This is a genomic window from Rhizobium sophoriradicis, assembly GCF_003939025.1.
Classification (GTDB): domain Bacteria; phylum Pseudomonadota; class Alphaproteobacteria; order Rhizobiales; family Rhizobiaceae; genus Rhizobium; species Rhizobium sophoriradicis.
Map to the genome: position 1 here is coordinate 1 of NZ_RQIH01000002.1, position 16018 is coordinate 16018.

General features: G+C 61.5%; 19 protein-coding genes and 1 pseudogene. 12 read left to right on the top strand and 8 right to left on the bottom strand.

Annotated features, from left to right (window positions below):
- From EFR00_RS02275 to EFR00_RS02295, 5 genes and pseudogenes are all read left to right on the top strand, one after another.
- Positions 1 to 126: pseudogene (locus EFR00_RS02275) on the top strand (sugar ABC transporter ATP-binding protein); the annotation flags it as partial.
- A 15-nt stretch (positions 127 to 141) separates the two neighbouring features.
- Positions 142 to 1680 (top strand): GMC oxidoreductase, encoded by a 1539-nt coding sequence (locus EFR00_RS02280; RefSeq protein ID WP_077994066.1) that lies wholly within the window; start codon positions 142 to 144, stop codon positions 1678 to 1680.
- 9 nt (positions 1681 to 1689) lie between these two features.
- Positions 1690 to 3345: a GMC family oxidoreductase gene (locus EFR00_RS02285; protein ID WP_077994065.1), complete on the top strand. Its 1656-nt coding sequence runs from the start codon at positions 1690 to 1692 to the stop codon at positions 3343 to 3345.
- Positions 3346 to 3356: 11 nt separating this feature from the next.
- The gene (locus tag EFR00_RS02290; RefSeq protein WP_077994063.1) at positions 3357 to 4526 is read left to right on the top strand and encodes a Gfo/Idh/MocA family protein; all 1170 of its coding nucleotides are present in this window, start codon (positions 3357 to 3359) and stop codon (positions 4524 to 4526) included.
- Between the two features lie 6 nt (positions 4527 to 4532).
- The gene (locus EFR00_RS02295; RefSeq protein ID WP_077994061.1) at positions 4533 to 6623 is read left to right on the top strand and encodes an FAD-dependent oxidoreductase; all 2091 of its coding nucleotides are present in this window, start codon (positions 4533 to 4535) and stop codon (positions 6621 to 6623) included.
- A 1-nt stretch (position 6624) separates the two neighbouring features.
- On the opposite strand, the gene EFR00_RS02300 is transcribed toward EFR00_RS02295, so the two are convergent.
- The 4 genes from EFR00_RS02300 to EFR00_RS02315 all read right to left on the bottom strand — a co-directional run bounded on the left by EFR00_RS02300 (position 6625) and on the right by EFR00_RS02315 (position 8653).
- Positions 6625 to 6807 (bottom strand): hypothetical protein, encoded by a 183-nt coding sequence (locus EFR00_RS02300; RefSeq protein ID WP_038688354.1) that lies wholly within the window; start codon positions 6805 to 6807, stop codon positions 6625 to 6627.
- A 143-nt stretch (positions 6808 to 6950) separates the two neighbouring features.
- Entirely contained in the window at positions 6951 to 7742 is a 792-nt protein-coding gene (gene xth / locus EFR00_RS02305) for an exodeoxyribonuclease III (protein WP_077994058.1), read from the bottom strand.
- A gap of 31 nt (positions 7743 to 7773) precedes the next feature.
- On the bottom strand, positions 7774 to 8175 hold the full coding sequence (locus EFR00_RS02310; protein WP_077994056.1) for a GFA family protein: 402 nt from the start codon (positions 8173 to 8175) through the stop codon (positions 7774 to 7776).
- Between the two features lie 10 nt (positions 8176 to 8185).
- Positions 8186 to 8653, bottom strand: coding sequence for a hypothetical protein (locus tag EFR00_RS02315; RefSeq protein WP_009994251.1), 468 nt, complete (start codon positions 8651 to 8653; stop codon positions 8186 to 8188).
- Between the two features lie 301 nt (positions 8654 to 8954).
- Here EFR00_RS02315 and EFR00_RS33265 point away from each other — a divergent pair, with 301 nt between their 5' ends.
- On the top strand, positions 8955 to 9452 hold the full coding sequence (locus tag EFR00_RS33265) for a hypothetical protein (protein WP_009994250.1): 498 nt from the start codon (positions 8955 to 8957) through the stop codon (positions 9450 to 9452).
- A gap of 67 nt (positions 9453 to 9519) precedes the next feature.
- Here EFR00_RS33265 and EFR00_RS02325 read toward each other — a convergent pair whose 3' ends face one another.
- The 3 genes from EFR00_RS02325 to EFR00_RS32885 all read right to left on the bottom strand — a co-directional run bounded on the left by EFR00_RS02325 (position 9520) and on the right by EFR00_RS32885 (position 11777).
- Entirely contained in the window at positions 9520 to 10143 is a 624-nt protein-coding gene (locus EFR00_RS02325) for a LuxR C-terminal-related transcriptional regulator (RefSeq protein WP_077994053.1), read from the bottom strand.
- Positions 10144 to 10147: 4 nt separating this feature from the next.
- Positions 10148 to 11536 (bottom strand): sensor histidine kinase, encoded by a 1389-nt coding sequence (locus EFR00_RS02330; protein ID WP_077994052.1) that lies wholly within the window; start codon positions 11534 to 11536, stop codon positions 10148 to 10150.
- A 64-nt stretch (positions 11537 to 11600) separates the two neighbouring features.
- Positions 11601 to 11777, bottom strand: a complete 177-nt coding sequence (locus EFR00_RS32885) for a hypothetical protein (RefSeq protein WP_038688363.1) — start codon at positions 11775 to 11777, stop codon at positions 11601 to 11603.
- A gap of 162 nt (positions 11778 to 11939) precedes the next feature.
- On the opposite strand from EFR00_RS32885, the gene EFR00_RS02335 reads away from it, so the two are divergent.
- Entirely contained in the window at positions 11940 to 12791 is an 852-nt protein-coding gene (locus tag EFR00_RS02335; protein ID WP_077994051.1) for a class I SAM-dependent methyltransferase, read from the top strand.
- Positions 12792 to 12825: 34 nt separating this feature from the next.
- Here the strand turns inward: EFR00_RS02335 and EFR00_RS02340 are convergent, their stop codons facing one another.
- Entirely contained in the window at positions 12826 to 13098 is a 273-nt protein-coding gene (locus tag EFR00_RS02340; RefSeq protein WP_038688367.1) for a hypothetical protein, read from the bottom strand.
- Positions 13099 to 13295: 197 nt separating this feature from the next.
- Here EFR00_RS02340 and EFR00_RS02345 point away from each other — a divergent pair, with 197 nt between their 5' ends.
- From EFR00_RS02345 to EFR00_RS02365, 5 genes are all read left to right on the top strand, one after another.
- A complete protein-coding gene (locus EFR00_RS02345; protein ID WP_039623193.1) occupies positions 13296 to 13694 on the top strand; it encodes a DUF1236 domain-containing protein in 399 nt (132 codons plus the stop codon).
- Positions 13695 to 13807: 113 nt separating this feature from the next.
- Complete coding sequence (locus tag EFR00_RS02350) at positions 13808 to 13990, top strand: hypothetical protein (RefSeq protein WP_039619253.1); 183 nt, start codon at positions 13808 to 13810, stop codon at positions 13988 to 13990.
- On the top strand, positions 13987 to 14571 hold the full coding sequence (locus EFR00_RS02355) for a BA14K family protein (protein ID WP_077994050.1): 585 nt from the start codon (positions 13987 to 13989) through the stop codon (positions 14569 to 14571). Before EFR00_RS02350 ends, EFR00_RS02355 begins: the two co-directional genes overlap by 4 nt.
- A 112-nt stretch (positions 14572 to 14683) precedes the next feature.
- Positions 14684 to 14998 carry a hypothetical protein gene (locus tag EFR00_RS02360; protein ID WP_010054979.1) on the top strand — a complete coding sequence of 105 codons (315 nt, stop codon included), beginning with the start codon at positions 14684 to 14686 and terminating at the stop codon, positions 14996 to 14998.
- Between the two features lie 119 nt (positions 14999 to 15117).
- Positions 15118 to 16002, top strand: coding sequence for a hypothetical protein (locus EFR00_RS02365; protein WP_077994048.1), 885 nt, complete (start codon positions 15118 to 15120; stop codon positions 16000 to 16002).
- Positions 16003 to 16018 lie beyond the last annotated feature (16 nt).

Below are 16018 nucleotides of genomic sequence, written 5' to 3' on the forward strand. Positions count from 1 at the left end.
GGCAAATCCGTCGTCGCCCGGCTGCGCGCCGATGCCGGCATCGCGCCGGGCCAGAACACCCGCCTTGCCTTCAATCTCGACAAGGCCGTGTTCTTCGATCCCGACAGCCAGATGCGGATCGCGTGATCTCCAGGGGCTAAGATGAGCAGTTCACCAGACATCGTCATCATCGGCTCAGGCGTCGGCGGCTCCACAGTCGCCGCGGGCCTGGCCGCGACCGGCGCCGAGATATTGGTCCTCGAAGCCGGTGGTCACATTGCCGATCTTCCGGTCAATCGTGACCAGCGCGCCATCTTCCAGCGAGGGCATTTCCGACCGAGGGAAATCTGGTACGAGGCCAACGGCAAGGGCTTCAATCCCGGCAATTATTACAATGTCGGCGGCAATTCGAAATTCTACGGCGCCGTCCTTTCGCGCTATCGCAAGGAAGATTTCGAGGTCATCGAGCACCGCGAGGGCGTATCACCGGCCTGGCCGTTTCCCTACGAGGAGCTGGAGCCGTGGTATTCGAAGGCGGAACTCATGTATCAGGTCCGCGGCAGTCTCGGTGACGATCCCACGGAACCGTATCACTCCGCCGCCTACGCGTTCCCGCCCGTGCCCGACGAGGCGCCGATCGCCGATGTCAGGGCGCGCCTGCGGGCGAAAGGCCTGCATCCGTTTTCCCTGCCGCTCGGCCTCGACCTTGACGCCTGGCTCTCCAAGGCGCGCACGCCCTGGGACGCACATCCGAACGCGCGAGACGGTAAGATGGATGCCGAGACCGCAGCGCTTGCGGTGGCGCTGAGACACAAGAACGTGCGGCTCGAAATCAATGCGCGCGTGACGCGGCTCGATACGGGAGCCGGCGATCGGATCCACCGCATCACCTATGTCAAGGACGGGCAGACGCTGACTGTCTCGCCTGACATCGTGATCCTGTCGGCCGGGGCGGTTCAATCGTCCGTGCTTTTGCTGCGCTCGAAAAATGATCGCTTCCCCAGAGGCCTCGCCAACTCTTCCGACCAGGTGGGCCGCAACTTCATGAACCACAACGCTTCCGCCGTGATCGGCGTTTCGCCGCCTTTCAGGAACACCGCCGTCTACCAGAAGACCTTTGCCTTCAACGACTTCTATCTCTCGGACGGGGAGGGCGGCCCGCCGCTCGGCAATGTGCAATTGCTGGGGCGTATCTCCGAAAGAGTTCTTAAGGGCTCTCTGCCGCAGGCTCCGGAATGGCTTCTGCGTTTCATGACGGACCATGCCATCGACTTCTATGCCATGAGCGAGGACGTCCCCAATCCCGAAAGCCGCGTCATGGTCGATGGCGATCGGATCATTCTCCAATGGCAGAGAACCAATTGGGACGCGCATCTGGCGCTTGTCGCCAAGCTGAAGGCGATCCTGAAGTCGATCGGATTTCCCATCGTGTTGTCGAGACCCTTCGACAAGCGCACGCCCTCCCATCAGTGCGGAACAATCCGCATCGGCAACAACCCCGCGACGGCGCCGCTGGACCCCTATTGCCGATCCTACGACCACGAAAATCTCTTCGTCGTCGACGCCGGCTTCTTACCCACGTCGGCTGCGGTCAATCCGGCGCTCACCGTCGCCAGCCAGGCGCTCAGAGTTGCAGATCACATCGCGTCGAAAGACTTGCAGACACGAGCAGACCCATTGGCGCGCGCCGGCCTCGAATAGGATAGTGAAATGGCATTCGATTATATCATCACCGGTGCCGGCCCTGCAGGCTGCGTCCTGGCAAGCCGGCTCAGCGAAGATGCCGATGTCAAAGTACTGCTTCTCGAAGCGGGCGGCGGCGACTGGAACCCGCTTTTTCACATGCCTGCCGGCTTCGCCAAGATGACCAAGGGCGTGGCCAGCTGGGGCTGGCAGACCGTTCCCCAGAAGCACATGAAGGGCAGGGTGCTTCGCTATACCCAGGCGAAGGTCATCGGCGGCGGCTCCTCCATCAACGCCCAGCTCTACACGCGCGGAAACGCGGCCGACTACGATCTCTGGGCCAGCGAAGACGGCTGCGAGGGTTGGGACTATCGCTCGATCCTTCCCTATTTCAAACGGGCCGAGGACAATCAGCGCTTCGCCGACGACTACCACGCCTATGGCGGTCCGCTGGGTGTTTCGATGCCGGCGGCAGCGCTGCCGATCTGCGACGCCTATATCCGCGCAGGCCAGGAGCTCGGCATTCCCTATAACCACGATTTCAACGGCCGCCAGCAGGCCGGCGTCGGATTTTACCAGCTGACGCAGCGCAACCGCCGCCGGTCCTCGGCATCGCTCGCCTATCTCTCGCCGATCAAGGACCGGAAGAACCTGACGGTGCGGACGGGCGCGCGCGTCGCGCGGATCATCGTCGAAGCAGGTCGAGCGACAGGGGTCGAGATCGCCACCGCGCGCGGCTTGGAGATCGTGCGCGCCGAACGTGAGATCCTGGTGTCGTCAGGCGCAATCGGATCGCCGAAGTTGCTTTTGCAGTCGGGCATCGGGCCGGCCGATCACCTCAAATCGGTGGGCGTCAAGGTGCACCACGATTTGCCCGGTGTCGGCGGCAACTTGCAGGATCACCTGGATCTTTTCGTCATCGCCGAATGCACCGGCGATCACACCTATGACGGCGCCGCGAAGCTGCACCGCACGCTATGGGCTGGGGTTCAATATGTCCTGTTCCGCACCGGTCCGGTGGCCTCGTCGCTCTTCGAGACCGGCGGCTTCTGGTATGCCGATCCCGAAGCGCGGTCTCCCGATATCCAGTTCCACCTCGGCTTGGGATCAGGCATCGAAGCCGGCGTCGAGCGGCTCAAGAATGCGGGCGTGACGCTCAACTCCGCCTATCTGCATCCGCGCTCGCGAGGGACGGTGCGTCTGTCATCCGCCGACCCGGGTGCAGCACCCTTGATCGATCCCAACTACTGGTCCGATCCGCACGACAGGAAGATGTCGCTGGAGGGGCTCAAGATTGCCCGCGAGATCATGCAGCAGGCGGCGCTGAAGCCCTATGTCATGGCTGAAAGGCTTCCCGGGCCGAAGGTCGTGACCGACGAGCAGCTCTTCGATTATGGCTGCGCCAACGCCAAGACCGATCATCATCCTGTCGGCACCTGCAAGATGGGAACGGGGCCGGAGGCGGTGGTCGGGCTGGATCTCAAGGTCCATGGCCTCGAAGGCCTCAGGGTCTGCGATTCCTCCGTCATGCCGCGCGTGCCGTCCTGCAATACCAACGCGCCGACGATCATGGTCGGCGAAAAGGGCTCGGACCTTATTCGGGGGTTACCTGTGCTGCCCTCCGCCATTTTCGCCTATGAGCGCAACGACACCCGGCCTCGAGCCCGCGCAGAAATCCGCTAAGGAGAACGACGATGTCTGAAGTGAGAGTGGCAGTGCTTGGCGCCTCGGGCTGGATGGGCAAGGTCCACACCATGGCCTATCAGACCTTTCCGCATTTCTTCGGCGTCTCGGACGGAACGGCGCGGATCGTGGCGCTTGTCGAAGGCAATCCTGAGGCCGTCGCGGATATCAGCAACAGGGCGCCGGGCGCCAGGATCTATCAGGACTGGAAGCTGGCGGTCGCCGATCCCGAGGTCGATCTCATCGATATCTGCCTGCCCGACCATCTTCACTATCCTGTGGCCAAGGCGGCCTTGCTGGCCGGCAAACACGTCTATTGCGAGAAGCCACTGGCAAACACCGCCGATGAAGCGCGGGAACTGGCCGAGATCGCCAGAGAGAAGGGTGTGATCACCCGTGTCGGTCACGCCTTCCCCCGAAACCCCGTCCATGATCTCGCGAAAGACATCATCGATTCGGGCGAAATCGGCGAGATCAAGCTGTTCCGCGGCTGCCAGCACGTCGACATGTACGGCGATCCGACAGCGCCCTTCATGTGGCGCGCCGATGGCAAGCTTGCGCCGACGGGGATCGTCGGGGACACGGGCTCGCATATCTTCAGCTTCATGGATTTTCTGGTCGGCCGCGTCAGCTCCCTGATCGCCGACAATCTGATCGTCACGCCGCGACGGCCGGTCGTCGAGGGCCTTGCCTATGGCGAGCAGGTGAAACTGACAGGCGACGAATCCTGGGCCGATATCACCAATCCGGACGCGACGAACCTGTTGTGCCGGTTTGCCAACGGCGCCGGCGGCATCGTCGATTTCAGCCGTGTCGCGACTGGGCGCAAATTCATGCAGACCTACGAAATCTACGGAACGAAAGGCAGCATCGCCTATACCTATGACGAGATAAACCGCTTGCGCTTTTATTCCAACGACGACCGGACGGGACGGCGGGGGTTTCGCGAGATCGACGTGGGGCCGGAGAACCCCACCTTCCGAGCTTTCCTGCCTCTGCCGAACTTCGGCATCGGCTACAACGAAAGCAAGATCATCGAGGTCGCTGAAGTGATCCGCTCGATCGTCTCCAACAGACCGATGTGGCCGACATTCGATACCGGTCACCACATTTGCCAAATCGTCGACGCATGCATGGAGTCTTCCCGGCAAAAGCGCTGGGTTGACATCCCGCTCGGATAAACGCTGATGACCATAGACGTCCCGCAGGAAATTCTCGACGCGCTGACCGATGTCGATATGCCGAGGCTTCCGCCTGAAGCCGGTCCCTCGGCAACGGCTCGGCTCGCTGGTGTCGAGGTGCCGATCTATCGAGCCGGCTGTGTGATCGTTGGATCCGGCGCTGCAGGCCTGCGCGCGGCCGTGGAACTGAAGCGGCGCGGCGACGATGTCGTCATCGTCAGCCAAAGCGCCTGGGGCGGAACCTCGGCCTGCTCCGGTTCGGACAAGCAAACCCTGCACACGGCTAACACGGCCGATCAGGGCGACAACTACAGAGCGATGGCCCGCGCCATCCGCAGCGGCGGCGCCATGGACGAGGACACGGCCTATGTCGAGGCGGTGGGCTCGTCGCGGATGATGGCGTCGCTGCAGTTCCTTGGCCTGCCGCTGCCGCAGGATCCGCTTGGTGGAACGCTGCGATATCAGACCGACCATGACGAGGTCGGCCGCGCCACCAGCTGCGGCCCGCGCACTTCGCGCCTGATGGTCAAAGTGCTGGCAGAGGAGGCGCTCCGTCTCGATGTGCCGTTCTACAATCAGACCACCGCGGTCAAAATCCTCACCGAGGGCGAGGGAGGGGATCACCGCATCGCCGGCATATTGGCCATGCGCGCCGGCGACCGTACGCAGGAGAATCCGCTGGGCATCGCGCTGTTCGTCAGCGGCGTAATCGTGCTTGCGGCCGGCGGGCCTGGCGAGCTCTATCGCGACAGCGTTTACCCCAATGGCTGCTTCGGCTCTCTCGGGCTGGCGCTCGAAGCAGGCGTCGAGCTCGTCAATCTGACCGAAAGCCAGTTCGGTATCGGAACGCGCCGGGAGGGATTTCCGTGGAATCTCTCCGGCACTTATGTCCAGGCAGTCCCACATATCTATTCGGTCGATGGGGAAGGCGTCGAACACCATTTCCTGGCAGGCTATTATCGCAGCACGCAGGAACTGGCGTCGAACATCTTCCGCAAGGGCTATCAATGGCCTTTTCACGCGACGCGCATGCTCGATTTCGGCTCGAGCCTGGTCGATCTTGCCATCTCTAGGGAAACCGCCGCCGGTCGGCGCGTGTTTATGGACTTCAACCGCAATCCGTTGCCTGTTCCCGGCGACCTGCCGTTCAGCCTGGAGCGACTTGGTGAGGACGTTCGCCTGTATCTCGGCAAGGCCGGAGCCGATCAGCAAATGCCGATCGACCGGTTGAAGCACATGAACCCGCTCGCGATCGAGCTCTATCGCCGCTACAAGATCGACATCGCCGCAGAGCCGCTGGAATTCGCGGTCAACAATCAGCACATGAACGGCGGCATCATGGTCGACACCTGGGGCCGCAGCAATCTTGCAGGCTGTTATGCAGTCGGCGAAGCGGCGGGCACGCATGGTGTAACAAGGCCCGGTGGAGCGGCGCTGAATGCCGGGCAGGTCTTCGGCACCAGGGTGGCCGAACACATCGGCGCCAGCGGCAGGGCGAAACGGGCCGCCTCAGTGAGTATACCGGCGGCCGCAGAGGCGGGCATTGCCGACCTCCTTACCGCCCTGCGCGCTGAAAGCGCGCTGACTGTCAAAGCGATCCGCTCAGCAGTACAGGCGCGAATGAGCGAGAAAGCGGGCATCATCTGCGATCAAGAGAGCGTCGCCCAGGCGTTGATCGAGGCCCGCAAACTGAACGCGGAAATTCGCGCCAGCGGCGTCGCCTACGGGCGTGCCGCAGAAGCGGTCCGAGGCGTGCAATGGCGGCACATGGCGCTCGCCTCCGAAGCCGTGCTCAGTGCGCTCGATTTCTTCATTCGCAATGGCGGCGGCAGCCGCGGGGCACGCGCGATCTGCGATGCCGACGGCGAATCCCTTCCGCTGGCAAGCTCTGGTCCGTTGGAGGATTATCGCTTCCGACGGGAGCGCGAAACCCATCGCAACGAGCAGATCGTCGTTCGCCTCGAAGCCGATGAGATCAGGCTTTCAACCCGGCCGAACCGCAAGCTGGATGAAAACGAAAAATCCTTTTTCGAGCGGGATTGGCCCGCCTGGTTGACAGGTGGAATTTATGATCTCGACACGAAGGAACAGGCATAATTCAATCAGGATTGGCAACCGGCGGCGGAACCCGCACGCGCTCGGTATCGTCGGAGCCTTCGGCAACGGCTTCCTCGCTTTTGCGAACCTGCCGCGGCGGGTCCTTTCCCTCGACCGGCTTCGGTGACAGCTGGTCGTCGGCCTGGATCTCGTCAGTATTCAGGTAGTTCTTGGCTTCGTCCATGATGGTCACTTCCGGTTGGAGAATTGTGGGGTGGGAATCCGGTCCTTCTGATCGGTGCGCTAGCCACGGGGCGATCTCCTTTCACAGGCTAACTCCGGCTGGCATCATCAGGTTCCCTGGCCTCTCTGCGCGATACTTACGGGTCAGGCGCCTCCAGCTTCGGGAGTGTCGAGCTCGATCATGACCGGGGCATGATCGCTCGTATGTTCCCAGCCCCTCGGTTTTCGCCGGACACTTGCCGATCGAAGCCACGGCGCCACCGTCGGGCTGAGCAGAAAGTGGTCGATCCGCAGCCCGGCATCGCGTTCGAAACTGTTGCGCCAGTATTTCCAGAAAGTGTAGATGCGCTCGTCCGGATGCAGATGCCTGACGGCATCCGTCCAGCCCTGGGCGACAAGTTGAGCATAGGCCTTGCGGACTTCCGGCCTGAAAAGCGCGTCGTTCAGCCACCGCTCCGGCTTGTAGACATCGATCTCGGTCGGCATGACGTTGAAATCGCCGGCCAGGATCGACGGCACCTCGATCTCGAGGAGTTCGGCGGCATAGGCGTGCAGGCGGCGGAACCAACGTAGCTTGTAATCGAACTTGGCGCTGGGAAAGGGGTTGCCGTTCGGCAGATACAGGCATCCGATCAGCATGCCGTCGACGGCGGCTTCGATATACCGGCTGTGCGTATCGTCTGGATCGCCGGGAATGCCGCGGCGTGTCAGGATCGGTGTCTTGCCTTTCGCCAGGATGGCGACACCGTTCCAGGATCTCTGTCCGTGCCAGACGGCGCCGTAGCCGGCCCGTTCTATCTCCCTTCGCGGAAACCTGGCGTCGTCGGTTTTCAGCTCCTGGAGGCAGGCCACATCGGGGACATCCTCCGACAGCCAGCGCAGCAGGATGTCCAGCCGCCCGTTTATTCCGTTGACGTTATAGGTTGCGATTTTCATGGATATGATGTGGAGGCGATGCGACCATAATCTAGAACCGCTCCTGTGACACTTCCTCCGGGAGCCGGCGCCCGCAATCGGCCCATGCAAGACGGCTCTCCACACCATAGTGCCCCGCCGGTTGAATCCGCTCGGGGTGATCGAGCGAGCCGGCCGTCACGCGGATCAGCTCATCACCGTCGTACTGGAGGTAAAGTGGCGTCCCACACGTGCTGCAAAAGCCGCGCGTTGCAATAGGCGAGGATCGGTAAACGGCGGGAGCAGCATCCGTCCATACGAGTTTCTCGACTTTGGCCTGGACAAGAACCGCGAAAGGACCACCGGTCGCCTTCTTGCACATGTCACAATGGCAGTAACCCGAATGTGGCGTGTCGCCGGTGAATTCATACCGGCAGGATCCGCAGAGGCAGCCGCCGGTCCATCGCGTTGCCATGGCCTACACCTCAACGCGTCGCGCCGAAGACAAAAGCGATGCCGGCGACGATCGCTGCGGCCGTTAACGGCTGCCGCCTTATCCGCTCCTCGATCTCCTGGACGAAGCTCTTCGCTTCCGCCTTTGCCAGGCGGGCCGTGCCGGAAGCGAGCTCCGCAGCGGACTCCGCGATGCGGCCAGCTTCTTTCTGAAGCGCACGCAGTTCCTCGTGGTCGCGGCCGCTCGAGCGCAGGACCTGGTCGACCAGCGGATATTCTTGGTCCATCGCTGTCGGATCAGGCTCACGCTTTACGCGCTCAGCCGCTTCGACGTCGCGACGACCGGCGGGTATCGAGGTATGGGTAATCGAAACCGGATCGGACGCCGGAAACGTGTCTTCGATCGCCTTGTCGAGCTCGCCCTTTCGGGCCTTGCTTCGCTGCTCTGCCTGCTCTTTGCGCAGGGACTGGACCGCCGGGGATTCGTTGGGATTTGGCATGGGGGCTTCCTCTGTTGCACTTTGACAATCAAAGCGATGACAAAGAAAGAAGTTCCAGAAAAATGCGTCAGCGCCTCAAGCCGCAACGTCTTGGCAAGGGAAGGTGAATTATTCGCCCCGCACCCGTTTGCGATGACATCGCCCGCATATGGGCCCATTCAACTGTAGGCCGGTTTGCCGGACCAAAGTCCTGCCTGTTTTAGTACCTTTGGTCCGGTTGCATTTAACCCTCGGAAAAGCGAAAATTCGCGCGCGTAGAGCAAGCATAGAATTGGGAAGAACGGATGAACGAGGCGACGGCATGACAATCTCCAAGCGCAATTTTTTGAGATTGGGTGGTTGTGCGGCCGTCGCGCTGGTTGCTGCCGCATCACCTTTGACGCTTAGTTTGGACGGCTCCCTGCCTACGCTGGCGGTCGAGCATGCGCAGGCAAAGGACGGCAATAACGGCAATGGGGGCGGAAACGGAGGCGGCGGCGGCGGTGGCGGCGGCAACGGCGGTGGCAGTGGTGGAGGCAATGGTGGAGGGAACGGCAATGGGGGCGGAAGCAGCAATAATGGTTCCGGCAACAGCGCGGGCGGAAACTCCGGCAGATCCTCTTCAGCCGCCTCGCGGACAGAAGTGGGGGCGAGGGCGACTGAAGATTCCGACGGATCGATCAACGTTCGCCACGCAAACGGCATCACCGAAAGCCTGCGCAGCGGCCGCTATGTCATGAAGGACCCGAAAGGCAGGACGATCATAAGCCGTCAGGCAACGGCCAACGATGCACGCCGACTGAGCCGCTTCTTTCGCTAGAGCTGATGCCGAACAGTGTGAGCGGTTTTCGGACGACATCCTGTTTTTAGGGCCGGTCGGCGCAGCGCTACCGACGTTCGCGCCATTGCAGGGCCGCTTCGGTCCTGTTTGAGACGCCGAGTTTGCTCAGAATCTGGGTCATATGGTGCTTCACGGTCTTTTCCTGCAGGTTGAGCCGCAAGCCGATATGCTTGTTGGAGAGACCTTGAGCGACGAGATCCATCACCTCGCGTTCCCGTGGCGTAAGGCTGTTCTTGTCGGAGGCTGAGTCATGCAGCGAATTTTCCATGACCTTTGTCGACATCGTCGGCGAGATATACCGTGATCCGCTGAGGACGGTCTGGATCGCTTCGGCAAGACCACGGGAGCCGACACCCTTGAGGACATAGCCCATTGCGCCTTGTTGCAGGGCTCCAAGCAGCGTGTCCACCTCCTCTGATACCGTCAACATCAGCACTTTCGTCGTCGGGCTGCGCGCCAGGACGTCGCCGATGGCAGCCAATCCGCCGCCCGGCATCGAGACATCGAGAAGCATGACGTCTGGGCGGTTGTTCAAAGCGATCATGGCGGCGTCTTCGCTGCTGGCGCCTTCGCCAATGACCACGAAGTCGCTCATCTCCGACAAGCTGCGCGTTACGCCCTCGCGAAAAAGCGGGTGGTCGTCCACGACGCCGACGGTGATTGCTGTCATCTCTCTAGTCTCCAACTTCCATGGGCTCGAAGGTCATGGTCACCATCGTTCCTTCTTCGCCTGTCTTGATATCGAAGGATCCCCCCAGGCTGTCGATGCGTTCGCGAAGCCCCACCAGCCCGAGGCTTGTCGGCCTCACGTCCGCCGGGTCGAAACCATTGCCACGATCGCTGACCTCAACACGAACGTGACCGTTGTGCGACACAGCTTTGACGGTTTGCTGAACGCCGCCGCCGTGGCGATAGGCATTGTTCAGAGCTTCCTGGATGAAGCGATAAATACAGATCTTTACGGCAGTCGCGAGTTCGGGTCCATCCTCGTCGATGATCGTTTCGACAATGGTCCCAGTCTTTTGCTGATGCGCTTCGACGACCCGCAGCACGATCTCGCTGATCGTGGATTTTTCGATCTGCGGGAGCACCAGTCCGCTGCAGATATTGCGAATCTCCGCCATCGCCTCGGCCAGGCTCGAGCGGATCCAGGCAAGTTCCTTTTCCCGGGCTTCGGGTTGGGTAGACGCGTTGATCAAGAGGTCGCTGTCCAGTCGCAATGAAGCATAGGCGATGTGCTGTGCCGGACCGTCGTGCAGATCGGCGCCGATGCTGCGCAGATATGTTTCATTCAGCGCCGCCACCCGTTGCGAGGCGCGCTGCAGCCGCCGCTGCAGCCCGCGGTTTTCGGAGAGCAACGCCGACAATTCCGTAACCCGTTCCTTGAGATCCTTGCGCTGCGCTTCGATCGTGCGGCTGCCGCGAAACACCAGAGCGGAGAGAACGAGGAAGAAGATCGCTGTGAGGGCGGCGACCGCCCCCCAGCTCCGCAGCCTGGCATTTGCCAGGCTATCGGCAAGTCCTTCCGCGCTCTCGTAGAATTCGAGAACGGCGACCGCCTGGCCGGACCAGGGCTGGAGGACCGGGTTGTAGATTTCCATCAGCGGTCTGCCGAGCGCGCGCTCCTTGCCGCTTTCCGGATCGCCGGCGATCTCATAACGCGCGACGAGCGACCCTGCGAATGCCTTCTGAAGTTTGTCGCTTACCGGAAACTTCTGGCCCACCAGCTCCTTCTCGTTCGAATAAAGAACGGTGCCGTCGGCTCGCCACAGCTTGAACGACACAAGCCGCCGGCCCAACGCGCCCTGGCCGAGCGTTTCGTCCAGAGCCTGGGCGCTGCCTTCGTCGAGCAGCGATTCCGTTTGCATGTCGGGAAGCAGCGGCGCGACTACGCTGTCGACGTAGAGCGCCGTTGCCGCGCCGGAATTGTGAATGACGGCCTCCTCGATCAGATGGGTGACGAGAATACCCACCAGAAACATGACGGCGATCGAGACCAGGCCGCCCGCGATGAAAAATTGGGAGGCGAGTGAGCGGGCATTCCAGCGGCGAAGCCAATTCATTTTGATACCGGAAAGTGACTTTGCCGACTAACCTACAGCGTCTTCAGAGTTTTTCCAGGCAGTATCAGGGCAGATTCCTGGTATCGAAGACCTCGGCGCCCCTGACGCTCTCGGTCAACGGGACGCTATCGCCCGACATGGCTGCGCCGAAGACATAGAGGAGGCCGGCCAGAACGACGACGAGAGCGATGACGGAGACGCTCCAGGCCTCATTCACATGGGATCTGTTACTGCGGTTCATGTGCGGGATCTCCTTTCGTGTCTTGCAAACGACGCCATGAGGCACCCGTTCCACGCCGGGGACTTCGGTCGAAGAGGCTTGGGACTATGGTCCGACCACCGTGGACAATGGCTGATTCAGCCATATTTTCCCGTTAGCGGAGTTGGTGTTGGAGACGTGTGAGTGACAATTTCTGCGGACATCGAAGACGGCGCAGCCGCCGCATGGGCCACCTCTCCGGCGACGTTCGGGGAGGGCGTCGCCGACCTTTACCAAACGCTTCTCGTGCCGCTCCTCTTCGAACCCTATGCGTCGGAGATGGTGATTGTCGCCGAACGGTTTAAACCCGTCAGCGTGCTCGAAGTCGCGGCGGGGACCGGCGCCTTGACACGCGCTCTGCGCGCCAGGCTCGATCCGGCGGCTGAGATCGTCGCCACCGATCTCAGCCAGGCAATGATCGACGTCGGTGCCCCGTCCTTGACGCTGTCGCGGACCCATTGGATGCATGCGGACGCACAAGATTTGCCCTTCGCCCACGCAATGTTCGATCTCGTCATCTGTCAGTTCGGCGTCATGTTCTTTCCGGACAAGCTCAAGGCCTATGGCGAAGCAAAAAGAGTTTTGCGCAGCGGAGGCCGTTTCCTGTTTTCGACATGGGATTCGCTTGCGGCCAACGACTTCGCAAGATGTGTGAACGAATGTCTGACACAGCTCTTTCCGTCGGATCCCCCGGACTTCCTGGAACGTTTGCCATACTCCTACTTTGATCCCGATACGATCAAGGCACAGGTTTCTTCGGCGGGATTCGAGGCGGTTTCCTGCGATCGGGTGACGTTGACCTCGAGCGCGGCTACCGCCCACCACGTTGCGGCGGCGTTCTGCAAGGGTTCGCCGCTCAGAGGAGAGATCGAATTGCGGGCGCCGGAGCGCATGTCCGAGATCGTCGATGAGGTGGCGGAGCAGGTAGCGTCGCGCTACGGCGCGAGCCCTAGCGGAGGCATGAGCGCGTTCATCGTCACCGGCCGCGTTCGGTAACTAGAGCGGACGCCTAATCGGCGCGGAGTCTTGATTAAGGGATCATCCAGTAGTTCGCACGGGAGGGTTCGTGCATCGCGTCGATAACGTGCTGTTCGATCTCGATACAGGTCTCGTCATATTCCCGCACCAGCTTCAGATTGAACCCTCGCTTTCGAAGACGATCGCGTGCTTCAACCGCCATCTGATAGGCCTCGAAGAGCTCGAGTTGCCACGGCTCGCGCGCCGCCATGATCAGCGTCCGCATTTGCGGCAGGCGCATCGCCAAGCGCCTGCGTCCAGCTTCCCGGCGGTTGGATCGTGTCATCTCCCTCAGTCTCCTGCCATGTCCGCAACGCGGTTCCCTTCGATTCTCAGATAGGGCCGGCACCGATTATTGACATGGATTTCGGACCAAGGACCGGGACCTCTCAGACTGAGGTCCGAGATCTGGAACGACCCGCTGCGCAGATAGTTGCTCTGCCAGCGGTCGCGAAGACCGTCTTGAAAGAGAAGGAGGAAAACATGCACTTGAAGCTTATTGCCGGGGCGGCAGCCGCCGTGTCCCTGATGTCGAGTATCGCATTCGCCCAGTCCTCAACTGTCAACGGTGCGGCGGGCGGCGCGATCACCGGAGCGATCGTCGGTGGTCCCGCCGGCGCTGCCATCGGCGGTGTTGCCGGCGCAGTTGTCGGCACGGCGATTGATCCGCCGCCGCAAAAGGTCGTCACCTACGTCCGCGAAGCTCCGGCCCCGTCGACGCGCGTGGTCGTGAAGGAGAAGGTTGTCGTCGGCCAGCCGTTGCCGGAGACGGTCGTCGTGACGCCCATCCCGGACGATCCGACATATGCTTACGCGGTGGTCAATGACGAGCGTGTCATAGTCGAACCGTCGTCTCGCAAGGTGATCCAGATTATCAAGTGATCTGATCGTGCACGCGACCCCTGCCGCGTCTTGCCTTGGAAAATCATCTTTCAAAATCATCCGCGCGACAGTCGGGAACGCCGTCGCGCGGTCGAAAAAGCAGAGAGATCGTTATGAAGACCAAGACATTTGCCGTCTATTCCGAAGAAAAATCCACTGGCTTCGCCGTGCCGCTGATCGCGATCCTGCTCGCAATCGCCGGCATTCTCGCCGTGCTTGTCGCCACCGGCGGCGATAGCAGTGCCGGCGCGCGCGTTTGGGTTCCCCAGGCACAACAGCAGGGGGCGGGCCAATGAACGGTATTGCCTCCGTCGCCTTCGGCATCGTCAGCTCGGTCGGCGCCTGTATGGCCGCGGCATCGGTTGCCTCGCACGTCGTGGCGAACTCCGAGCCGCACGCTTTCCCGGAACTGGCCGCGCGCGATCTATGGACGACGCACCCGGTGAAAATCGATCCTCACCAACAGCATTATGAACGAATTGCCCCACTCTATTCCAGTTATGTCACCGAAGCGCCGGCCACCGTGGCGTCGAGGACGACGACGCAGCCCGCTCGTCGCTCGAGCGAACTGCAGACGCCGCAGCCAAAATCGTCTGCCCAGCATCTCGCCTGGTGCGCGCAGCGTTACCGCTCCTTCGATCCGGCGACCAATAGCTACCGATCCTATAGCGGCGAAACCCGCGAATGCTCTTCGCCGTTTCAGACGCAGAATATCGCCGAAAGCGATGACGTAGGCGGCACGAGAGTGAATGCGCAGGCTGCGGCCCGATGCGCCGCCCGCTACCGATCCTATCGGCCGGAAGACAATAGTTATCAACCCTGGGACGGACCGCGGCGAAGCTGCGACATATCCGATTTGGTCGCGACCAGCAATTAACCGTGGCCGGCGGGGCGTACGAAATCGCGCCAATGGGAGAGGCCAGACTAAAGTCCGTGTTGTGATCGCAGCGGTTGTGATATCCGGTTGTATTTGAGGGCGGAGAGCGGGGATGGCGACGACGCTGATAGCAGAAATCCATAAGGCCCAGACAAGGCTTCCGTTCCTGAGCAGAGCGGAGCGGGGAGCCCTTATCATGCGCATCCTTCGCGAGCTGAAGACGCTGCGTCAGGAGGTTCTCGGAAACGTGCCGGCCGATCGCTGTGTCTGGATCGACAAGCTTATTGCCTCGGTCTCCTCGACGATATCGGAAATCGTCAACATGCAGGACGCCGAGTTCAATCGGGTTCTGAACGAATTCGAAAAGCTGATGGCGACGCTGCATAATATTTCGCGCCCGCAAAAGCAGTCGAAGACGATTCACTAGTTCGGCCCTCGCTTAATGCGGCGGCCGATAGTGACCCGACTGGTCACCCTGTCAAGGATGAACCTTACGGCGGCCCGCTGCGCTGGAAACCGATCCCAGCGCGCAAGCGTTCTCCTGGTATGATCGACACAAAAGCTCCCGCTGGTGAAGATAAGGCGCCGTCCGGCGAGGATGATCGAAAGCCGGGCGCTGACGTTTCCTTTCCTTACGACAGGATGACCGTCGAGCAATTCCGAAGACGCTTCCCCCGCGCCCGCTGGAGCGATGATCGCAAGGCCTGGTTCGTTCCCGGCAGGACGGCATCCCGCCGCATCGGACGATGGCTGGCCGAGCTGGAGGCCGAGGCCGACGCGCATGCGGATGCGAAGGGGCGCGATGCCTTCGCCTTCGATCCTATCGACAGCCCATATCTTGAACTCGGCAAGGCAGGCTTTCGAATCCGTACACCCTATTCGAAGACCGTCGTCGACGAACTGCGCGAAGTGCCGTTCTCGCGATGGGATAGCGACCTCCGTTTATGGCACGTCCCCTTCCAGTCCTATGAAGATTTAAGACGCAGATGGTCCGACATCGAAGCGGCGGCTCGCAGAAACGAGCCGGAGGAGAGACGACGGCGCGCGGAGGAGCGTAAGGGAACCGAACAGGATATGCGCAGCAGGCTTCGCTCGGCGGAACGAAAGCGCCGTCGTTACCCGCTTCCTGCCGACGACCTGCCGCCGATAGGACGTCCCGTGTCCACCGCCTATGGGATCGTTGTCTTCACTGGTATTACCGGCGAACTGGTCGATCCCCACCTCGTTGAGGACTTTTATCCCGGCGTCGACAAGGATGATCTCTGGGGATATTGGCGGGTGCCGGTATTGGAAGAGCTTGTCCGTACGTGGCCGGCAAAAACACCGCCCCCTCAAGGTGCCAGATGGTGGCTGCCGACGATCGAAGAATTGAGGCCCGCCCGCCGCGCGGCAAGATCGCGCGCGGCGAGGAGGCAACCAAAGACACCGTGACGGCAGCTGTCGCAAG

What these genes read in the sequence shown, in the direction of transcription:
- EFR00_RS02280 (WP_077994066.1), top strand. Translation starts at nt 142, where the DNA reads ATGAGCAGTTCACCAGACATCGTCATCATCGGCTCAGGCGTCGGCGGC.
- EFR00_RS02285 (WP_077994065.1), top strand. Translation starts at nt 1,690, where the DNA reads ATGGCATTCGATTATATCATCACCGGTGCCGGCCCTGCAGGCTGCGTC.
- EFR00_RS02290 (WP_077994063.1), top strand. Translation starts at nt 3,357, where the DNA reads ATGTCTGAAGTGAGAGTGGCAGTGCTTGGCGCCTCGGGCTGGATGGGC.
- EFR00_RS02295 (WP_077994061.1), top strand. Translation starts at nt 4,533, where the DNA reads ATGACCATAGACGTCCCGCAGGAAATTCTCGACGCGCTGACCGATGTC.
- EFR00_RS02300 (WP_038688354.1), bottom strand. Translation starts at nt 6,807, where the DNA reads ATGGACGAAGCCAAGAACTACCTGAATACTGACGAGATCCAGGCCGAC.
- xth (WP_077994058.1), bottom strand. Translation starts at nt 7,742, where the DNA reads ATGAAAATCGCAACCTATAACGTCAACGGAATAAACGGGCGGCTGGAC.
- EFR00_RS02310 (WP_077994056.1), bottom strand. Translation starts at nt 8,175, where the DNA reads ATGGCAACGCGATGGACCGGCGGCTGCCTCTGCGGATCCTGCCGGTAT.
- EFR00_RS02315 (WP_009994251.1), bottom strand. Translation starts at nt 8,653, where the DNA reads ATGCCAAATCCCAACGAATCCCCGGCGGTCCAGTCCCTGCGCAAAGAG.
- EFR00_RS33265 (WP_009994250.1), top strand. Translation starts at nt 8,955, where the DNA reads ATGACAATCTCCAAGCGCAATTTTTTGAGATTGGGTGGTTGTGCGGCC.
- EFR00_RS02325 (WP_077994053.1), bottom strand. Translation starts at nt 10,143, where the DNA reads ATGACAGCAATCACCGTCGGCGTCGTGGACGACCACCCGCTTTTTCGC.
- EFR00_RS02330 (WP_077994052.1), bottom strand. Translation starts at nt 11,536, where the DNA reads ATGAATTGGCTTCGCCGCTGGAATGCCCGCTCACTCGCCTCCCAATTT.
- EFR00_RS32885 (WP_038688363.1), bottom strand. Translation starts at nt 11,777, where the DNA reads ATGAACCGCAGTAACAGATCCCATGTGAATGAGGCCTGGAGCGTCTCC.
- EFR00_RS02340 (WP_038688367.1), bottom strand. Translation starts at nt 13,098, where the DNA reads ATGACACGATCCAACCGCCGGGAAGCTGGACGCAGGCGCTTGGCGATG.
- EFR00_RS02345 (WP_039623193.1), top strand. Translation starts at nt 13,296, where the DNA reads ATGCACTTGAAGCTTATTGCCGGGGCGGCAGCCGCCGTGTCCCTGATG.
- EFR00_RS02350 (WP_039619253.1), top strand. Translation starts at nt 13,808, where the DNA reads ATGAAGACCAAGACATTTGCCGTCTATTCCGAAGAAAAATCCACTGGC.
- EFR00_RS02355 (WP_077994050.1), top strand. Translation starts at nt 13,987, where the DNA reads ATGAACGGTATTGCCTCCGTCGCCTTCGGCATCGTCAGCTCGGTCGGC.
- EFR00_RS02360 (WP_010054979.1), top strand. Translation starts at nt 14,684, where the DNA reads ATGGCGACGACGCTGATAGCAGAAATCCATAAGGCCCAGACAAGGCTT.
- EFR00_RS02365 (WP_077994048.1), top strand. Translation starts at nt 15,118, where the DNA reads ATGATCGACACAAAAGCTCCCGCTGGTGAAGATAAGGCGCCGTCCGGC.